General features: G+C 61.8%; 16 protein-coding genes. 7 read left to right on the plus strand and 9 right to left on the minus strand.

The genetic code is table 11. From position 1 onward, the window contains the following. The first annotated feature begins 115 nt into the window (after nucleotides 1-115). From PPN31114_RS05785 to PPN31114_RS05800, 4 genes are all read left to right on the plus strand, one after another. Nucleotides 116-1021, plus strand: coding sequence for a polysaccharide deacetylase family protein (locus PPN31114_RS05785; protein ID WP_150678485.1), 906 nt, complete (start codon nucleotides 116-118; stop codon nucleotides 1019-1021). A gap of 54 nt (nucleotides 1022-1075) precedes the next feature. Continuing rightward, nucleotides 1076-1537 carry a peroxiredoxin gene (locus tag PPN31114_RS05790; RefSeq protein ID WP_150678486.1) on the plus strand — a complete coding sequence of 154 codons (462 nt, stop codon included), beginning with the start codon at nucleotides 1076-1078 and terminating at the stop codon, nucleotides 1535-1537. A 332-nt stretch (nucleotides 1538-1869) separates the two neighbouring features. After that, a complete protein-coding gene (locus PPN31114_RS05795; RefSeq protein ID WP_150678487.1) occupies nucleotides 1870-3606 on the plus strand; it encodes a PhoH family protein in 1737 nt (578 codons plus the stop codon). A 292-nt stretch (nucleotides 3607-3898) separates the two neighbouring features. Beyond that, a complete protein-coding gene (locus PPN31114_RS05800) occupies nucleotides 3899-4633 on the plus strand; it encodes an NlpC/P60 family protein (protein ID WP_370865832.1) in 735 nt (244 codons plus the stop codon). Between the two features lie 319 nt (nucleotides 4634-4952). On the opposite strand, the gene PPN31114_RS05805 is transcribed toward PPN31114_RS05800, so the two are convergent. The 9 genes from PPN31114_RS05805 to PPN31114_RS05845 form a co-directional block, all read right to left on the minus strand. After that, entirely contained in the window at nucleotides 4953-5963 is a 1011-nt protein-coding gene (locus PPN31114_RS05805; protein WP_150678489.1) for an inorganic phosphate transporter, read from the minus strand. 13 nt (nucleotides 5964-5976) lie between these two features. Continuing rightward, nucleotides 5977-6603, minus strand: a complete 627-nt coding sequence (locus PPN31114_RS05810; protein ID WP_150678490.1) for a DUF47 domain-containing protein — start codon at nucleotides 6601-6603, stop codon at nucleotides 5977-5979. Between the two features lie 113 nt (nucleotides 6604-6716). Beyond that, entirely contained in the window at nucleotides 6717-8084 is a 1368-nt protein-coding gene (locus PPN31114_RS05815) for a replicative DNA helicase (protein ID WP_150678491.1), read from the minus strand. Nucleotides 8085-8362: 278 nt separating this feature from the next. Next, nucleotides 8363-8815, minus strand: coding sequence for a 50S ribosomal protein L9 (gene rplI / locus PPN31114_RS05820; protein WP_150678492.1), 453 nt, complete (start codon nucleotides 8813-8815; stop codon nucleotides 8363-8365). A gap of 27 nt (nucleotides 8816-8842) precedes the next feature. After that, entirely contained in the window at nucleotides 8843-9124 is a 282-nt protein-coding gene (gene rpsR / locus PPN31114_RS05825) for a 30S ribosomal protein S18 (protein ID WP_010803800.1), read from the minus strand. A gap of 2 nt (nucleotides 9125-9126) precedes the next feature. After that, nucleotides 9127-9429 carry a primosomal replication protein N gene (gene priB / locus PPN31114_RS05830; RefSeq protein WP_150678493.1) on the minus strand — a complete coding sequence of 101 codons (303 nt, stop codon included), beginning with the start codon at nucleotides 9427-9429 and terminating at the stop codon, nucleotides 9127-9129. 46 nt (nucleotides 9430-9475) lie between these two features. Further along, the gene (rpsF, locus tag PPN31114_RS05835; protein ID WP_150678494.1) at nucleotides 9476-9853 is read right to left on the minus strand and encodes a 30S ribosomal protein S6; all 378 of its coding nucleotides are present in this window, start codon (nucleotides 9851-9853) and stop codon (nucleotides 9476-9478) included. Between the two features lie 162 nt (nucleotides 9854-10015). Further along, nucleotides 10016-14686: a hypothetical protein gene (locus tag PPN31114_RS05840; protein WP_150678495.1), complete on the minus strand. Its 4671-nt coding sequence runs from the start codon at nucleotides 14684-14686 to the stop codon at nucleotides 10016-10018. A 359-nt stretch (nucleotides 14687-15045) separates the two neighbouring features. Then, nucleotides 15046-15957 (minus strand): LysR family transcriptional regulator, encoded by a 912-nt coding sequence (locus tag PPN31114_RS05845; RefSeq protein WP_150678496.1) that lies wholly within the window; start codon nucleotides 15955-15957, stop codon nucleotides 15046-15048. Nucleotides 15958-16078: 121 nt separating this feature from the next. On the opposite strand from PPN31114_RS05845, the gene gcl reads away from it, so the two are divergent. The 3 genes from gcl (at nucleotide 16079) to glxR (ending at nucleotide 19954) form a co-directional block, all read left to right on the plus strand. Beyond that, nucleotides 16079-17848, plus strand: coding sequence for a glyoxylate carboligase (gene gcl / locus PPN31114_RS05850; protein WP_150678497.1), 1770 nt, complete (start codon nucleotides 16079-16081; stop codon nucleotides 17846-17848). A 160-nt stretch (nucleotides 17849-18008) separates the two neighbouring features. After that, entirely contained in the window at nucleotides 18009-18800 is a 792-nt protein-coding gene (gene hyi / locus PPN31114_RS05855; RefSeq protein WP_150678498.1) for a hydroxypyruvate isomerase, read from the plus strand. A gap of 251 nt (nucleotides 18801-19051) precedes the next feature. Beyond that, nucleotides 19052-19954, plus strand: a complete 903-nt coding sequence (gene glxR / locus PPN31114_RS05860) for a 2-hydroxy-3-oxopropionate reductase (protein WP_281350942.1) — start codon at nucleotides 19052-19054, stop codon at nucleotides 19952-19954. Nucleotides 19955-20167 lie beyond the last annotated feature (213 nt).

A 20167-nucleotide genomic window follows, 5' to 3' on the forward strand; every position in this document is an offset into this window, starting at 1 on the left:
GCACGCCCGGTGCGCCCCTGGCGCATCGGGCGTTTTTGACTCGGCATCTCCCGTATTCAATGCATCCGCCAACTCGGGCACATCGCGTGCCGCGATGCCCCACAAGAGGACGGCCATGGCCAAGATTGTCCTGAAAATCGACGTCGACACGCTGCGCGGCACCCGCGAAGGCGTGCCCAACCTGCTCGCCGCGCTCGCGGAACATCAGGCGCGGGCCACCTTCCTCTTCAGCCTGGGCCCCGACCATACCGGCTGGGCGCTCAAACGCGTCTTCCGTCCCGGTTTTCTGAAGAAGGTCTCGCGCACGTCGGTCGTCGAACACTACGGCTTTAAGACGTTGATGTACGGCACGTTGCTGCCGGGTCCGGATATCGGCCTGCGTGCTGCCGACGTGATGCGCACCGTGCAAACGGCGGGCCACGAGACGGGCATCCACACGTGGGATCACACGTACTGGCAAGACAACGTGCGCGGGCGCGATGCCGAGTGGACGCAACGTCAGATGACGCAGGCCTACGACCGCTGTGTGCAGATTTTCGGCGCACCGCCCGTGACGCATGGGGCGGCCGGTTGGCAAATGAACAATCACGCGTTTCGCCAGATCGACGCCTGGGGCATGAAGTATTCGTCCGACGGACGCGGCCAAGCACCGCACTATCCGATCGTGGATGGGGTTCGCCTGAATCATGTGCAACTGCCGACGACACTGCCCACGGTCGACGAATTGCTGGGCGTGGACGGTCGCGACGCCAACGCCGTGGCCGAGCATCTGCTTGCTCTGACTCGCGATCCAGCGCAAGATCACGTGTTCACGTTGCATGCGGAACTCGAAGGCCAGAAGCTTGCTCCACTGTTCCGCCAGGTGCTGTCCGGATGGCGTCGTCAGGGGCACGATCTGGTGACTATGGGCCAGTATTACGAGTCGCTCGATCTCGCCAGCCTGCCGGCACATCCGGTGGTGTGGGGCGAAATTCAGGGCCGCTCGGGCGACTTGATTCTCGAGGGACAGGCCGCCGCCTGAACCCACCCTCCGCTTCCCTATTCCGGCTTTGAACAGCCACCCAAGGAGACCATAGTGACGGTAGCCATCGACACCCTCGTGCCCGACTTCACCGCACCGGCCACCGGCGGCGACTTTTCGCTCAAGGGCCATCGCGGCCAGAAAGTGGTGATCTATTTCTATCCGAAAGACAACACGCCCGGATGCACCACCGAGGGCATGAACTTTCGCGATAGCTACGCAGAGTTTCAGGCGGCTGGCGCGCAGATCGTCGGCGTGTCGCGAGACAGCCTGCGCTCGCACGAAAACTTCCAGCGCAAGCTCGAACTGCCCTTCCCGCTGATCTCCGATAGCGACGAAGCGGTGTGCAAGTTGTTCGGTGTCATCAAGCTGAAAAAACTCTATGGCAAAGAACACTTAGGCATCGAGCGCAGCACCTTCGTGATCGACGAAAAAGGCGTGCTGCGTTTGGAATGGCGCGGCGTGCGCGTGCCCGAACACGTCAGCGAAGTATTGGCTGCCGTGCAAGCACTTTAAGCTTCGCGAAAGCACCGGCCGAGCGCTGGCGGACAGCGTTCGGGCGGCGGCAATGCCTGTGCCAAAGCGCTATTCACACAGGTGTTGCCAAAGCGCCGATTGTGCCCGCCAGTGAGGTCATTCGACGCTATACAAGCACGGTCAGAGACGTTATAGTCGGTCGTAATGATCAAGCGCATTGAACGAGACTATTGCAGGCGTCGCCACGGCGGCGCCTTCAGCCAAGCCGCCTCTCCGGTGCGTCCGGGCAGGCGGCTTTTTTGTTGCCGGGATGTGATGTATTGCGGTCTGTCCCGGCCGAGTAGTGTTGTGTTTTCTTGAACGGGAAATCTATGCCATTGCCATCGGCGCCGACCAAACCGGGCACGCTGCTTGCCCCGGAACAATTCCCCACTCGCCTCAAACCTTCGCGCACGGAGGCCAAGAAACCGATCCCCTCGTCTGAACAACACGCACTGGGCGAAGCGTCTGGTGCGGCTGGCGCGGCCGAATTGAAGGTCGTCCCTACCCCCTCGTCCGTGGCGCAGACTGCACCTCAGTCGCCACCCGTTGCACGTTCGCCGCGCTCGGCCCCGGCTGCCGATCCGTCCGGTGCGACCACACCGCTCAAGGCGGTGAAGTCGCCCGCTCCGGCAGGCGGCACCAAACGCGCGCGCGGGAAAGATCAGGAACCGGCCAAGCTCTTCGTGCTCGACACGAATGTGCTCATGCACGACCCGAGCAGCTTGTTCCGCTTCGAAGAGCACGACGTCTATCTGCCGATGATGACGTTGGAAGAGCTCGACAATCACAAGAAGGGCATGTCAGAAGTGGCGCGCAATGCGCGTCAGGTGAGCCGCACGCTCGACGGGTTGGTCGCCGAGAGCGGCTCGAAGTCGATGGCCGAGGGCATTCCGCTCTCCCGCCTTGGCAACAAGGATGCGACGGGCCGCCTGTACTTCCAAACCGACCTGCCCGAACCGCCGCCGCTCGAAGGCCTGCCGCAAGGTAAGGCCGACAATCAGATTCTGGGCGTCGTGCGTGCATTGCAGGACAAGTTCCGCGATCGTCAGGTCGTGCTGGTGTCCAAAGACATCAACATGCGCGTCAAGGCGCATGCGCTCGGCTTGCCGGCGGAAGATTACTTCAACGACAAGGTGCTCGAGGACAGCGATCTGCTCTACTCGGGCGTGATGGCCCTGCCGCCGGACTTCTGGACGAAGCACGGCAAGGGCATGGAAAGCTGGCAGGACAACCGCACGGGCACCACGTTCTATCGCATCACCGGACCGTCGTGCGCGAACTTCCTCATCAACCAGTTCGTGTATCTCGAGACGAACAACGGTGAAGCGCCGTTCTACGCTCAGGTACGCGAGATCAACGGCAAGACGGCGCTGTTGCAAACGTTGCGCGACTACGGCCACCACAAGAACAACGTGTGGGGCATTACGGCGCGCAATCGCGAGCAGAATTTCGCGCTGAACTTGCTGATGAACCCGGAAGTGGATTTCATCACGCTGCTGGGTCAAGCCGGTACCGGCAAAACGCTGCTGGCGCTCGCCGCAGGTCTGGCGCAGACGCTCGACGAGAAGCGCTACAACGAGATCATCATCACGCGCGCTACAGTGCCCGTGGGTGAAGATATCGGCTTCCTGCCGGGCACCGAGGAAGAGAAGATGCAACCGTGGATGGGCGCATTCGACGACAACCTCGAAGTGCTGCAAAAGACCGACGACTCCGCAGGTGAATGGGGCCGCGCGGCCACGCAAGAACTGATTCGCTCGCGACTCAAGGTCAAGAGCATGAACTTCATGCGCGGCCGTACGTTCGTGAACAAGTTCGTCATCATCGACGAGGCGCAGAACCTGACGCCGAAGCAGATGAAGACGCTCGTCACGCGTGCAGGCCCCGGCACCAAGCTGATCTGTCTGGGCAACATCGCGCAGATCGATACGCCGTACCTGACCGAAGGCAGCTCGGGGCTGACCTACGTCGTGGATCGTTTCAAGGGCTGGGGACACAGCGGTCACGTGACCCTCGCACGCGGCGAGCGCTCGCGACTGGCCGATTACGCGGCGGAAATTCTCTGACGCGTACGACCTTTGTTCGTATAGAAAACGGCACCCTCGGGTGCCGTTTTTTTATCCACGCGAACCACGGAAAATCCTGTGTTCATCGTGCTTACGCGACAGAATCGGCCAAGAATCGCCCATTTTGTGACCTCGACACCACAAAAAGTCCGAATTCCGGCACTTTTGCCATGCATTCGCCCGGTAAGCGTCGTAAACTCGGCGCATGCGAATCCAGCGCCCCTTCCGCTCTCATCGGTCGGCCACCACAGACTCGGCATTGCCGCGTCGGTCGTGGGTGTCGTGGCGTTGCGTGACAGCACTAAGTGTCACGTTACTCGTCGCCGCCTGTTCCTCCGGGCCGAGCGTTCGCCAAGGCAGCAATGCCAACTTCGGCAATCGCACGATGGGCCCCGAGCGCAGCGCCGGGCAGGAGGAAATCACGATCGAGGCGATGAGTCTCGTCGGCATTCCTTACCGTTACGGCGGCAATACCCCTGATTCCGGTTTCGATTGCAGCGGCCTGGTCCGCTATGTGGTCGCGCGTGCCGCCGGCGTGAACCTGCCGCGCACAACGGCCGACATGAGCAGCATCGGCACGCCACTCGAGCGCGACGACCTCGCGTCCGGCGATCTCATCTTCTTCAATACGACAGGACGCGCCCACTCGCACGTGGGCATCTATGTCGGTCAAGGGAAGTTTGTGCATGCGCCGAATACGGGCGGCACGGTGCGTCTGGAAAGTTTGTATATCCCGTATTGGGCACGCCGCATCGATGGCGTGCGTCGCGTGGCAGCCAATAAGGCACCGGCTGGCAATACGACCTACGTGAATCGCACCGCACCGGATACGGTGGCATCGCAAGCGCCGGTCGCCGCGCCGCTGCCTGTGGTGCCGATGAATACCGCACCGAACCGGCCGCTCACGACGGCAACACCCTCGCCGCTCGACCCGCAAACCACACCGCCGGACCGCACGGCAAACCTCACGACGCCGCCCGCTCAGGACGACGATCCCATCGCCCGCTTCGCCAACAGCTCGATGTAATCGCCCCCGCACGGGGAATTAGTGCAAATGCGCGAGCAAGGCAGCAGCCCCGCCGACATTAATCGCAACCCCCATCAGGGTTGCCATTGGGCGAATGCGCAGCGAACGTTGGATCATCGTGGTCATGGCGGCCTCCTTAGGCATTCGATAAAACGCTATGAACAAATGATAATCAATCGTAATTAACTATTGAAATTGATTGTCCCGATGACACCGATAGCGCATCGCAATACCGATACCCAACAAAAAAGCGGCCGAAGCCGCTTTTTTGTTTTACGGGCACCGATACCGACGTCTCAGTCCGTATCGAACACCATCGTCACAGAATCTGCTTGCCGACCCACCAAGCGATGGCAGCGATGAACGCCGATGCCGGAATGGTCAGCACCCACGCCCACACGATGTTGCCTGCCACGCCCCAGCGCACGGCTGAGAGCTTACGCGTGGCACCCACGCCGACGATAGCGCCGGTAATCGTGTGCGTCGTCGAGACCGGCACGCCGAGCCACGAGGCGAAGAACAGCGTGAACGCCCCGCCCGTCTCGGCACAGAAACCGCCGACCGGCTTGAGCTTCGTGATCTTCTGACCCATCGTGCGCACGATCCGCCAGCCGCCGAACATCGTGCCCAGACCGATGGCCAGATAACAGCCGACGATCACCCACAGCGGCGGCTCAGCGGCTTCCTGCGGCCACATGCCCGCTGCGATCAGCAGCATCCAGATAATGCCGATGGTCTTTTGCGCGTCGTTACCGCCGTGCCCGAGGCTATACATACCGGCCGAAACCAGTTGCAGGCGACGGAACCAGCGGTCCACGCGTGCTGGTGGCGTTCGGAAGAACAGCCACGACACCAGCAGCATGAAGAACGAGCCGAGCACGAAGCCCAGCAGCGGCGACACGAAAATGAATGCGACCGTTTGCAGCAAACCGCTCGCGACCAGCGAACCGGTGCCCGCCTTAGCGACTGCCGCGCCGACCAGACCACCGATCAGGGCGTGCGAGGAGCTCGACGGAATGCCGTAGTACCAGGTGATCACGTTCCAGGCGATCGCCCCGACCAGCGCACCGAAGATCACGTAGTGATCGACGATCTCCGGGTGGACGGTGCCCTTGCCCACCGTCGCCGCGACTTTCAGGTGAAAGACGAACAGCGCGATGATGTTGAACATGGCGGCGAATGCCACCGCTTGGTGCGGCTTGAGGACGCCCGTCGAGACCACAGTCGCGATCGAGTTGGCGGCGTCGTGAAAGCCGTTCATGAAGTCGAACAAAAGCGCCAGCGCGATCAATAGTCCGACCAGCCAAAGGCTGATGTGCAGCGTTGCCATCAATCGTCTCCGCTCAGGCGTTTTCCAACACAATGCCTTCGATGATGTTGGCAACGTCTTCGCACTTGTCGGTCACCGACTCGAGCAATTCCGACACAGCCTTCTGCTTGATCAGCTCTTTCACGTCGGCCTCTTCGCGGAACAGCTTCGAGAGCGAGCCGCGCAGCAGGCGGTCGGCTTCCGATTCCAGGCCATCGATTTCTTCGCAGAACTTGAGGATGTCGCGTGCACGATCCATGTCGTTGAGCAGCGCCACGGCGCTTTGCACGCGCTCGCAGCACTTCACGCAAATCTCGCCAAGCTGACGCGCCTCGGTGGGCACGCTCTTGATGTCGTACATCCAGACAGCGGTCGCCACGTCTTCCATCAGATCCAGGATGTCATCCATGGTGCTGATCAGCTTATGGATCTCATCGCGATCAAAAGGCGTGATGAACGTCTTGTGCATCAGGTCGATGGTCTCGTGCGTGATGCGATCCGCTTTCTTTTCGCTGTTCTGCACGGCGACAGTGCGCGACTCTGCGTTTGGCAGGTCGTTGAGCATGGCGGCAAGTTCGCGACTGCCGGCAATCATGCACTCCGCGTGCTGGTTGAACAGGTCAAAGAACTTGCCCTCGGTGGGCATGAAGCGACCGAACATTATTGGAAAACTCCGGGTATTGAGAGGGGACTGGTCGACACAAAAACGTCACATTCTACCCTGTTGCGGGCGTGCGCCACCGCACGCCTTCTCAAACAGGCGGTAATTTCGCGTCAGTATTGGGGGCCGGCCAGATTGTCGAACTTGGTATACGCGCCGATAAACGCCAGACGAACCGCGCCGATAGGACCATTACGCTGTTTCGCGATAATGATTTCGGCGGTGCCCTTGTCGGGAGTATCGGGGTTGTACACCTCGTCGCGATAGATAAACAGGATGATGTCGGCATCCTGTTCGATAGCGCCCGATTCACGCAGGTCAGACATCACCGGGCGCTTGTTCGGGCGTTGTTCGAGACTTCGGTTGAGCTGCGAGAGCGCAATCACGGGTACGTTGAGCTCTTTGGCGAGGCCTTTGAGCGATCGCGAAATTTCGGAAATTTCGGTCGCCCGGTTCTCACCGCCGCCCGAGCCGCTCATGAGCTGCAAGTAATCGATGATGATCAGCCCGAGCTTGCCGCACTGACGCGCCAGACGCCGTGCACGCGCACGCAATTCCATCGGGTTGAGTGCAGGCGTTTCGTCGACGAACAGTTGCGTCTCGTTCATCTTCTGCATCGCGTGCGTGAGCTTCGGCCAGTCTTCGTCGACCAGCTTGCCGGTACGCAAACGATGCTGATCGAGACGCCCCACCGAGCCCAGCATACGCATCGCCAACTGCGTGCCCGGCATTTCCATCGAGAACACGGCAACGGGCAGCCCTTCTTCCACGGCGATGTGCTCGCCGATGTTCATCGAGAAGGTCGTTTTACCCATCGACGGACGCCCGGCCACGATGATCAGATCGCCGCCGTTGAAGCCCGAGGTCATGCGATCGAGATCGACAAAGCCGGTCGGAATACCGGTAATGTCGCTGCCGCCTTCGCGGTGATACAGCTCGTCGATGCGCTCCACCACTTGCGTGAGCAGCGGTTGCAGTTCGAGAAAACCGGTGGCGCTGCGCGAGCCTTCTTCGGCGATGGCGAAGACTTTCGCTTCCGCCTCGTCGAGCATCTGCCGCACTTCCTTGCCTTGCGGATTGAAAGCGTCGGAGGCGATCTCGTCGGCCACCGTCACCAGTTTGCGCAGCACCGCACGGTCGCGCACGATTTCCGCGTAACGGCGAATGTTCGCCGCGCTCGGCGTGTTCTGCGCCAGTGCGTTCAGGTACGCCAAACCACCCACGTCTTCGCCTTTACCGGCGGTCGTGAGCGATTCGAAAACGGTGATGACGTCGGCAGGACGGTCACCGGCAATGAGCCGACCGATGTGCTGATAAATCAGCCGGTGGTCATAGCGGTAGAAGTCCCATTCGGAGAGGAAATCGCCGATGCGATCCCAGGCGCCGTTATCGAGCAGCAACCCGCCGAGAACGGATTGTTCCGCCTCGATGGAGTGCGGGGGCACCTTCAGGGAGTCGAGCTGGGGATCGGGCGCGTTCATGCCGGGCATTATACCGTGGTCACGCGATCCGCCACCGTCGCGATCCTGATCGGAAAAGTCTCGCTTACGCGACGATTTTCCCGAACGTGATTTGTCCAGCAGTTTCCCGGGAGGCAGCATAAGTCGGCGCTATTGAACGTAACGAACGTGGAAGAGAACGCGCAACCGGAAGGCGGTCGGCGGTGGGGAGGAAGCAAAACAAGCAGACATAAAAAAACGGAAGCCGGCGGACCGGCTTCCGTCTTTTAAACGCGTCGGGAAGCTGACGCGAATACGACTTAGGCGTGCTCGCCCAGGACCGAGATCGTCACATCGACGATGACGTCGGTGTGCAGCGCGACCTGAACCGGGAAGTCGCCCACGGTCTTCAGCGGGCCATTCGGCAGACGCACTTGCATCTTCTCGACCTTGAAACCTTGGGTAGCCAGGGCTTCAGCGATGTCGAAGTTGGTGACCGAACCGAACAGACGGCCGTCAACACCAGCCTTCTGCGAGATTTGCACGGTCAGACCACCCAGCTTTTCGCCTTCGGCTTGAGCAGCAGCCAGCTTGTCGGCGGCAGCCTTTTCCAGTTCGGCGCGGCGAACTTCGAATTCGGCGATCGCGTCCTTCGTGGCACGGCGGGCCTTCTTGTTCGGGATCAGGAAGTTACGTGCGAAACCGTCCTTGACCTTCACGATGTCGCCCAGGTTACCCAGGTTGACGACCTTTTCCAGCAGAATCACTTGCATTATCTATTCTCCTTCGTCGACTGGCGATTAAGCACCGTGCAGATCGGTGTACGGCAGCAGCGCCAGGAAACGCGCGCGCTTGATAGCCGTATCGAGTTGGCGCTGGTAGTGCGCCTTGGTGCCCGTCAGGCGAGCCGGGGTGATCTTGCCGTTGTCGCCGATGAAGTCCTTCAGCGTTTCGACATCTTTGTAATCGATCTGCTCGACACCGGCAACGGTGAAGCGGCAGAACTTCTTGCGCTTGAACAGCGGGTTTTGCTGTTGACGGCGACGATCAAACTTCTTGTTTTTACCGTTAGGACGCGGCATGTTCAACAATCCTTTTCAAACTCTTGCAATGCTGTGATGTGAAACACCAGGGTTCGGCTATTGCGATGCTTCTTGGCGAGAAATCCAGCCCACTGAGCCGGTTTCTCAAGTCCCAACGCCATCACTTTGGCACTGATGGGACCGATCGCAACTGCCGGAATCGAGAACTCGACCTGGCGGGCAACGCCCGCTTCTTCGCTAGTTCCCGCATGGGCCAAGGTCACGTCGATCACGGGAAGCCCGGCTGGGGTATAGCGCAGCGTGCCGGTTTCGACAATGCTGGCTTCAAGCCGTAAGCGATTCACGCGGTCGATCCCTCCAATGGCGCCCTGATGCGTTCCGGTGCGCTAATTACGAAGCGGCAGCTTCCGTGGCGGGCGTCGCGGCAGCCTTCTTGGCTTCTTCGCGGGCCACTTCCTTCATCATCGGCGACGGGGCGGTCTCGGCCTTCTTCATGCGAACCACGAGGTGGCGCAGAACGGCGTCGTTGAACTTGAACGCGTGTTCCAGTTCGTCCAGGGTGTCCTGGTCGCACTCGATGTTCAGGCAAACGTAGTGAGCCTTAGCCAGCTTCTCGATCATGTAAGCCAGTTGACGACGGCCCCAGTCTTCGACGCGATGGATCTGACCATTCTTGGCCGTCACCATGCCGCGATAGCGTTCGATCATCGCAGGCACTTGCTCGCTCTGATCGGGGTGAACAATAAATACGACTTCATAGTGACGCATATGTAGCTCCTTTTGGAAATAGCCGCCTGAGCGTCAGATCAGTGCAGCAAGGTTGCAGAACTCGCGATTATAGCCGCTTTTACGTACCTGTTCAAGAACGGGCGGTAAACCCAGCAAACCGCGAGTACCGCCCTGCTCCCCAATGCCGCGTAGGCGCGCCGCTTACGGTTGTTGCGGGAGTTGCCGTGACGGCGGCGTGTATCCCGTGGGGTAGCGCTGATAAGACGTGCCGCCATCCATGAACTCGGCGATGCAGGAGTGATGCGCCGGATCGTGTGCGTACGCAAGAATATTGACGAGATGCTCCATCGAAGATGCATGCCCGACAAGCTGGTTCACTACGCCGGACCCGGTTTGCCCGACGAGATCGCCCACGTCCATAACCAATCCGTCTCCCACCAGGCGATCGAGCGCCAGCAGCACGTATCGCGGCGTATTGGTGTCGCGCAACATCTCCACGCGATGCTGAGCGCCTTGTTCCACCACCTCACGAAGGCTTTCGACGTGCTGCATATCGAACGCGGCTCGCGGTGCGGGTAAATATTTCCCGTAGAGCGTCGCTTCCGAACCCCGCGCATCGGTCGTGGCCAGTGATACGTGGCTGAGCTCGTGCAGCAAGGTCGCCGCCTGAACCTCAACCGACAAACAGGCCAACGACGACGTATCGAAACCGATAACCGGATGGTCCAGATGATCGGCCAGCTCCGGGCGCCGCAACGTGCCGCCGAGCGATGCGGCCAGCACACCCGCTTCACTCTCCATGACCCCGATGGCCTCGCCGCGCGCGCGGCTCACTGCCTGAAGTCCCGCATTCATTCGGTGCAAGGCTGGTCGGAGCGCGTCGGCAAGTTGGTCGCCGGCCCCCGGGGCGAAGCGATCAAGCACCGTCTCCACCATCGGAGACATGGGTGTGCGCAGCGCCTCGCGTGCACTGCGTAACAGGTCGTCCGCGCGATCGAAGACGTTTTCGACCTGAGCGCTCAAATTCGGCGTCGCAATGTCTCTCAGCGGTCTGAGCATCGTCTGCCCATCGACTTCGCGCGCGTGCAACGCCCCCGTCATCGCGTTTTGCGTCGTTCGAAAAGCTTGGACTTCGTCCGGTGTCGCCGGATACAAGGTCGCGCGAAATGCCGAGCTCGCGTCCTCTGGAAATGCGAACCGGTAATGACGTTCCCGTGCCGTGACGACGCCGAAATGGCGGCCATTCGCATCAACCGCCCCTGCGAAGGGCCATGCGACCTGAATGGCGAGCGCCTCGTCAGGCACCCATTTGTGATCGCGCTCCCCCGTATGGAGCGCCATTTCCGTGTGAAGGTCTGCGCGGCGGGCCCTATGCTCCGGATGTTTGAATTCGTCCAGCGACACCCAGAATTCGGCCCGCACATAGCCCTTTGCTGGCAAGACCATCCCGTTCCCAGCCACCGACTCGCTCAACTCTCCGAGTACCCGCGTCACCGGCGCCCGTCCGACCGAGTTCTCTCGCCATAACACCACTTCGCCGTCGAGCCAATATTCGTCGAAGGTATAGCCGTCGGGCCAATCCAAACGCGACACGCGCACGGCGACGTCGTTGACATCGACCGGCACCCATTCGCGGGGCTCGCCGGTGCGCCGCTTCAAAATAAATGGGGTTCCGAATAGGGGCGTCTGCCGCCTGACATGCGCACTACCCGTCAGGATGTCGCACGCGGCGTGAACAGCGGGGGGTGCGCGTCGCTGGCGCAGCCCAACGCCGGCTTCCGGGCAAGGCGGCCCATCGAGCGCGGGGGCTGTCGTTTCCGGCGTTACATACCCACGCGCGGTCAGTGCCCCATCTTCGTCGGCAAACGGTACCGCCACCGTTTCCGAGGGAAGGCGAGCCAGCCGCCCCTGGGCATCGACACCGAGCAACGGCCCGTAGGATTGTCCCGAATACGGGTTCGCCAGGCGCATCCATCGCCCCTCGTGGCGCACCACGACATTCTCTTTATCGCCAAGCCTCGCAAGCATGAGGGGCTCTCGCGACGTACCGAGCCACGCTCCAGGGGTTTGCAAGGCCGCTTTCTGCGACGCGGGCACGTGCCACACCCCGTCCTCGTGAATAGCGATGACCCCTTCGTGCGCCTCGCGCGCCCACCGGCCAGCCACGCGCGAGAGCAGCGGCAGGTCGCGAACCCGCGCCAGAAATCGCCAGCCGAACTCCGGCAGTCGCAGCAGGCCGCGTGCTCCCAGCTCGACGCCGGGGTCGACAAAGCGCATGAGCGCAATGCCAGTGTCCTTGAATCGCGAGTTGGCGACATTCACAGCACTGGCGAGCGCGGGGTCGGAGAGCACACGCGATAATCCCCCCGCAATGCCCGCGCGGCGGACCACGTTATGCGAGACGTCATCGAGCACCGCGCCGACCAGCGTCCGGCTAACCTGCAACGCCGCACGCTCGGCCATCAACGCTGAGTAAGTCAATGGAATCGCACTGACGATATCGACACCGCAATCGATCGTCGCCCAAGCGTAAGTGCCGCTGTGCACGTCGTCGACACAGTTGTAGAACGGAATAAGGCTCAGCAGCGCGCGGCGCACGGCCTCCCGATGGGCTTGCGTCGGTGTCTTGGCATAGGCCGCCTCGCGAAAGGCTTCGAGCCGGCTGGCAAACTCGGCAGCCACCGCCTCAGTGGTAGAGACATTCGGCCCGGCTTGCGAGGGCTCGATCGTGCGGAACCGAGCCACATCGCCGTCGACGCGCTTAAGCAACTCGCCGTTTCCGCCAAACAAGGTATTGGGCTTGGCGTGCAACCAGGCTTCGACGTCTCCGTCGAACGGCACAAGCATCAAGGGGGACAGCGTCAACGCGAAATGCCGCGTCGTTCCGCCTATCGTCGCGGCGACGAAAACGACTTGCGTCGCCTCAGCTTGGGCAAACCTGTCGCGAGCGTTCTGCATCGGCACGACGAGCGTGACGCTAGGCACGCGGATTTGCCACGTACCGCATGTCCAATGCCGCAAATCTTCCGGCGCGAGCCGCGTGACCAGCCCGGCTAACGAGGGCCGCAGAATTTTGTCGCGAACGTGGGCCACGCTGGCAGTGAATTCATCGTTGAAGCGCCGCGTGAGCCCGTCGGTATCCAATCCGGCATCGCGCAATCTTGCGCCAAGGTCGGGGGAGATGCGATGAATGTCGTCCATGCAGCCGTCGAGAATCAGGTTCTCCAAGGCGTAAGGCTTGTCTTGCGTCACGCAATCGCGGCGCACGTGCCCGACGACGCTATCGATGACAGACGCGACCCGACGGGCGTAAAGCGAGGTGGATTCGCCCAGGCCATTCGCTTTGAAGTGCAGCGATTCGCCCTCGGGGAATTGCCGGGCAAGCTCGCGCGACAGGATTTCCGCGCGACTGGGCAACTCGCCGCGCAAGACTTCAAAGGCACCTGGGCCGGGCGTGTTGAATGCCTGATGCATGCGCGCATCGAACGCGTCGATGGCCGTGCGCACCACGTTCAGCGTCGCCACATTCTCATCGCGCAGATCGACCAGCCCCATCGCATGCGCGTAAAGCAGCAGGGTTTCGGCGTGAACATGAAAGAACGCTTCGAAGGCCGCATCGTTAGCGATCGCGCTTTGATAAGCGGTCACTGCCAGCGCCGTCAACTCGGGCGGCGACATTTGCCAGGCATCCGGTCCAGCCATCGTCATGCCGATGCGCATGAGCGCCCACGGCAAATCGCCGACCTGCATCGCGCCGACACTGCTGGGCAGACCCAACGTAGGGTCGATCATGGCGCCCATCAGACCGGTCACCCATTCCCGCGCGTCGCCAAGATCGCCATCGCCGCGAAACACATAGTTTCCCAAACGCTCTCGCAAAACGTTCGTGTCCGGCACGCCGGTCATCGTCGCGTTTTCGCTCGTGCCCGCATCGTATGGGGCATCGCACGTCTGAACTCGATCGCCGGGACGCAACCAGTCGAGCCACTGCGCGCGGACATCCGGGGGAATCGTCATGGGAACTTCGCCGTTGCTCAGTCTCTCCGGCCAGATGATCGTGCTCACCAAGCGCACAAACATCGACTGCCGAAACGCCGGGTCCGTTTGCGCGTCCGTGTGCGCCCCATAGCCGAGCGAAATGCCCACGCGCTGCATCAGGGCATCGAAGGCCGTCGCATTGAAGTTCGCCGCGTCCCACGGCGAGCGGCCCTGCTTCACGCCCCCTTCCACGCCCCCTTCCACGCCCGGCTTCAGGCACTGGAACAACCCAAGCAACGTCCCCTCGCGGGTTTTCAACATATCGGCGATGGCGTCGCGATCCTGCACCCCGGAATACGCCGCAAGGAAATCGAACAAAGGGGGACCGTTCAGAAAGTGCGTGAGCGTGCCCTGGCTGAGCCAATCCTCACGCAGCAAAGTCAGCCCCGGCGGCGATGCCAGCGTGTCATTCGCGTTAGCCGTTGCCGCCGTGACGTTCCGTGCATACCCATCGGTCGTAACATTGCCGGAAGTCGATGCGTCGAAATCCAGCGCCACCGCCGACGGGAGTGAAGTGGCTGTGCGCGGGTCAAGCGTGACGCTCGCCGGTACGCTGCGAGTCACTTCGACGGCACCGCGGGAAGCCGCTCGCGCGCGCAAAGCGCCCATATCGCTTTCGCCGTAGACGGGGACGGTGCCGTCCCGAGATCTGACTGCCCCGCCGTCATGGTTCGGGCGGTAGCGCGCCTGCACGACCGGACACGCAACGCTCAAGAGCGCTGCCCCCATGAGGCACATCTTCCAGGCGCTCGGGCCCGTCGCATTGGCCGCGTTGGCCGGAGTGGTCAGATTGGCCCGATTGGCCCGATTGGCCACATCGGTCGAAGTCGACAAGGGCAATGGCGTGGCTCGAACTCGCTCACGCCGCGCACTTCCGACCCGGCGCACTTGTTGTGTCCACGGTTGCGCCGCACGATGTTGCGCCACGCGCCGTAATGCGCTGGCCCCCTTGGTGGCGGCATGGCCGCTGGCGTTCCCACAACTTGCACGGCGGGCGTGATTGCGGGCTTGAAACGAAATCTTCTGCATGGTGGCTCGCGGTTGACAATGTCAGCCGGCCAATCCGGCTGACGTAGAGCGAGCCATCATGCGTGCCGTCGCCACACGGCATTTCTTGGATTCAACAAAGCGCTGCTGCCCACGCGCTCCCATATCAGCCAAATGCCAATACGGAACTCAGGCTACCCATCCCCCTACTCCTGCTCGAGCCAGTAATTCGGCCGGGCGAACACTTGCCGCAGGTGATCGATGAACAATCGCACGCGCGCAGGCTGAAACCGTTGCTGGGGATAGACCGCGAGGATGTCGTAATCCGGCAGCGCGTACTCGTCGAGCACCGTTTCCAGTTCACCCGAGAGCAACTCGCGCTGAATTTCCCAAGTGGAGCGCCAGCCCAGCCCCAGCCCTTCGAGCGCCCAGCGGTGCAGCAACTCGCCGTCATTACAGTCGAGATTGCCGTTCACGCGAGTGGTCACCAGCTTGCCCTGCCGCTTGAAATACCAGCCGCGTTGCTGACCGCCTTGCAAATTGAAAGCCAAGCAATTGTGCTTGGACAGATCTTCCAGCGTCTTGGGCCGCCCGTGCCGCGCGAAGTAAGCGGGCGTGCCGCAGACCACCCGCCGGTTCTGGGCCAGCTTCACCGCCACGAAGTTGGGGTCGACCGAGCCGCCGATCCGAATGCCCATGTCGTACCCTTCGCGCACGATATCCACCACGCGATCGGTCAGATTGAAGGAAATTTGCACTTCCGGATGCTGGCGCAGAAAAGTGGGCGCGTGCGGCGCCACGTGCTTACGTCCGAACGCAGCGGGTGCCGACACGATCAAGTGGCCCGATACCGCGTGCCGCCCGGCACTGATCTCGTTCTCGGCCATGTCCCAGTCGCCCAGCAACTGTTTGCAGCGCTCCAGAAAAGCGCCGCCCTCTTCCGACAAGGCCAGCCGCCGCGTGGACCGGTACATCAGCTTGATCCCCAAGCGCTTTTCCAGCGCGTCGATGCGCCGCCCGAGAATCACCGGCGACACCCCCTCCTTGAGCGCGGCCGCCGCCAAACTGCCCGCTTCGGCGACCTGCACAAAGGTCTCGATCTGCTTGTAACGGTCCATCCCGCCTCCATTCGATACTTTTTGTTTTTAAAAAAACGATCTTTTGTGATCTTATCAAACAAATCGTACCGGCTTAAAGTGGCTTCCAACATCGTTACCGATTACACATTGGAGGAGTCACATGGCCAAGATGACCGCCGTAGAGGCCGCCGTTCGGGTTCTGGAGAAAGAAGGCATCACCACCGCGTTCGGCGTGCCGGGCGCTGCCATCAACCCGTTCTATTCGGCCCTGCGCAAGGCGGGCAGCGTCGAGCACGTGCTCGCGCGCCACGTCGAAGGCGCTTCGCACATGGCCGAAGGCTACACCCGAGCAGAAGCCGGCAATATCGGCGTGTGTATCGGCACGTCGGGCCCCGCAGGCACCGACATGATTACGGGCCTGTACTCGGCCCAAGCCGATTCGATCCCTATTCTGTGCATTACGGGTCAAGCCCCGCGCGCCCGTCTGTACAAGGAAGATTTCCAGGCCGTCGATATCGAATCGATCGCCAAGCCGGTGACCAAGTGGGCCGTGACCGTGCGTGAGCCGGCTCTCGTGCCGCGCGTGTTCCAGCAAGCTTTCCACCTGATGCGCTCGGGCCGCCCGGGTCCGGTGCTCATCGACCTGCCGTTCGACGTGCAAGTCGCTGAAATCGAATTCGATCCCGACACGTACGAGCCGCTGCCGGTCTACAAGCCCGCAGCCACGCGTGCCCAAGCCGAAAAGGCGATTCAGATGCTGGTCGCCTCCGAGCGTCCGCTGATCGTCTCGGGTGGTGGCGTGATCAACGCCGACGCCGCCGACCTGCTCGTCGAGTTCGCTGAAACGGTCAACGTGCCGGTCGTGCCGACGCTCATGGGCTGGGGCACCATCGCCGACGATCACCCGCTCATGGCCGGTATGGTCGGTCTGCAAACGTCGCACCGCTTCGGCAACGCGACGATGCTCGCCTCCGACTTCGTGATGGGTATCGGCAACCGTTGGGCCAACCGCCACACCGGTAGCGTCGATGTCTTCACCAAGGGTCGCAAGTTCGTGCACGTCGACATCGAGCCGACGCAAATCGGCCGCGTGTTCGGCCCGGACTACGGCATCGTCTCCGACGCCAAGGCTGCCCTCACGCTGTTCGTCGAAGTGGCCAAGGAACTGAAGGCTGCTGGCCGTCTGCCGGATCGCTCGCAGTGGGTTGCCGATTGCCAGAAGCGCAAGCGCACCATGCTGCGTCGTAGCGACTTCGATCAGGTGCCTATCAAGCCGCAACGCGTGTATCAGGAAATGAACGCGTTCTTTGGCCGCGACGTGCGCTACGTCTCGACCATCGGCCTGTCGCAAATTGCCGCTGCGCAGTTCCTGCACGTGAACAAGCCGCGTCACTGGGTCAACTGCGGCCAAGCCGGCCCGCTGGGCTGGACCGTGCCGGCAGCCATCGGCGTGAAGGTGGCTTCGCCGTCGTCGGACGTGGTGGCGATCTCGGGCGACTACGACTTCCAGTTCATGATCGAAGAACTGGCCGTCGCCGCGCAGTTCAAGGTGCCGTACATCCACGTCGTGGTGAACAACTCGTACCTGGGTCTGATCCGTCAGGCGCAGCGCAACTTCGACATGGATTACTGCGTGCAGCTCGCGTTCGAGAACGTGAACTCGCCGGAAGTGAACGGCTACGGCGTCGATCACGTGAAGGTTGCTGAAGGCCTGGGCGTGAAGGCAATCCGCGTGCATCAGCCGAACGACATTCAGCCGGCGTTCGAACAAGCCCGCAAGCTGATGGCCGAGTTCTCGGTGCCGGTGATCGTGGAAGTGATTCTCGAGCGCGTGACCAACATTGCGATGGGCACCGAAATCAACAACGTCAATGAGTTCGAAGAAATCATCGACGTCGTGGAAGAAGACAACAGCGCAGTGACGGCGTAAGCCGCCCGCCTGTGACCGTTTGCGGGGCGCGTGCGTCCCCTCCGATGAGACCTAGACCCCCTTGTCGGCCCAGCACGCGCTCCGCAACCTAGCAGTACCCGCTTCACCCTGATTTGCATCGTCGAAACCACCCCCTATAAGAAAGAGAGGAGTCAGCGCAATGACGAAATTTGCCGCCAATCTGACCATGCTGTTCAACGAGGTGCCGTTCCTCGACCGCTTCAAGGCGGCCGCCGCAGCGGGCTTTCGCGGCGTGGAGTTCCTGTTCCCGTACGCATTCCATCGCGACCAGATCGCCGACAAGCTCAACCAGTACCAGCTCGATCTGGTGCTGCACAACCTGCCCGCCGGTAACTGGGAAGCAGGCGAGCGCGGCATCGCCATCTTCCCCGAGCGCGTGGCCGAGTTCCGCGACGGTGTGGGCGAAGCCATCACCTATGCCAAGGCGCTGGGTGTGAAACAACTGAACTGCCTCGTGGGCAAGCAAGGCGCGGATCTGTCGACCGACGCCGCCCGCGAGACGCTCGTCGGCAACCTGCGTTTTGCCGCCGATGCACTGAAGGCCGAAGGCATCCGCCTGCTGGTCGAGCCGATCAACACGTACGACATTCCGGGCTTCTTCGTGAACCGCACGAAGCAGGCGCTGGAGATCTTCGACGACGTGGGTTCGGACAACCTGTTCTTGCAGTACGACATCTATCACATGCAACGCATGGAGGGTGAGCTCGCCAAGACCATCGAGACGAATCTGGCGCGCATCGCTCACGTGCAATTGGCCGACAACCCGGGCCGCAACGAGCCGGGCACGGGCGAAATCAACTACGCCTACCTGTTCGCCCTGCTCGATCGCATTGGCTACACCGGCTGGATCGGCTGCGAGTACAAGCCGGCGACCACCACGACCGACGGTCTGGGCTGGTTCAAGGCGGCGGGTCTGCGCGAGGCTGCATAAGCGGCTGCTGAGCGGCTGCATAAGCCACGCAGGTTCACCTGAGCATGTAACAACGCGTCTGCCGTCACCCCCGGCGGCAGGCACAGAACGACGGCGAACGTCGCGCATACGTCAACGCGACGCGTGGCGAGCGCCGGCTGACCGGGTTTCGACGAGGAAGGGCCCCGCCGGCCGCATGCAGGGGGCATGCGGCCGGAGCACGGGGGCAAGATTGCCCGCCTCGGCGCACCGGCAGCGACCACATTCAAACTTTGGCAACAAGGAGTCTCGAAATGGCACAACTCGGTTTCATTGGTCTGGGCATCATGGGCGCGCCGATGGCGAAGCATCTGCAAAACGCCGGTCACAAGCTGTTCCTGTACGAGCGCCGCACGCCCCCTCAAGACCTGATCGACGGTCAGGCCACGTGCTGCACGTCGGCCAAGGAAGTGGCCAAGCGCGCCGACATCATCTTCGTGATGGTGCCTGACACCCCGGACGTCGGTGCCGTGCTGTTCGGTGAAGACGGTCTGGCCGAAGGCCTCTCGGCTGGCAAGATCGTGGTCGACATGAGCTCGATCTCGCCGATCGAAACGAAGGAATACGCCAAGAAGATCAAGGCGCTGGGCTGCGAATACCTCGACGCACCGGTCTCGGGCGGTGAAGTCGGCGCGAAGGCCGCCTCGCTGTCGATCATGGTCGGTGGCTCGCAAGCCGCGTTCGACGACGTGAAGCCGTTCTTCGAACTGATGGGCAAGAACATCACGCTCGTGGGTGAGAGCGGTGCCGGTCAGACCTGCAAGGTCGCCAACCAAATCGTCGTGGCACTCACCATCGAAGCCGTGGGCGAAGCCCTGCTGTTCGCCTCGAAGGCCGGTGCCGACCCCGCAAAGGTGCGTGAAGCGCTGATGGGTGGCTTCGCATCGTCGCGCATTCTGGAAGTGCACGGCGAGCGCATGGTCAAGCGCAACTTCGAGCCGGGCTTCCGTATCTCGCTGCACCAGAAGGACTTGAACCTCGCGCTGCAAAGCGCCAAGGCGCTGGGCGTGTCGCTGCCGAACACGGCCACGTGCCAAGAGTTGTTCAACGCCTGTGCCGCCAACGGTGGCGCAAGCTGGGATCACTCGGGCATGGTGCGCGCGCTGGAACTGCTGTCCAACCACACGGTTGCCTGATAGTTTCAGAAGGTTTTCTCGCGCCCGCGCCTAAGCCGGGCGCGAGCTACCGCGTAGTTCGCGAGAAGATGAAGAAGCGGCAAAGCCTATGCCGCCAGCATGACCAGTAGAGGGGAGGCGAATGCACCACACCACGCGAGTGGCGCATCGCTAAAACGGTAACGGCGCGAGTCGAATGACTAGCGCCGTATTTTTTTGCCTGCGAGTTTTTGC

It is taken from the genome of Pandoraea pneumonica (genome assembly GCF_902459645.1).
GTDB classification, from domain to species: Bacteria; Pseudomonadota; Gammaproteobacteria; order Burkholderiales; family Burkholderiaceae; genus Pandoraea; species Pandoraea pneumonica.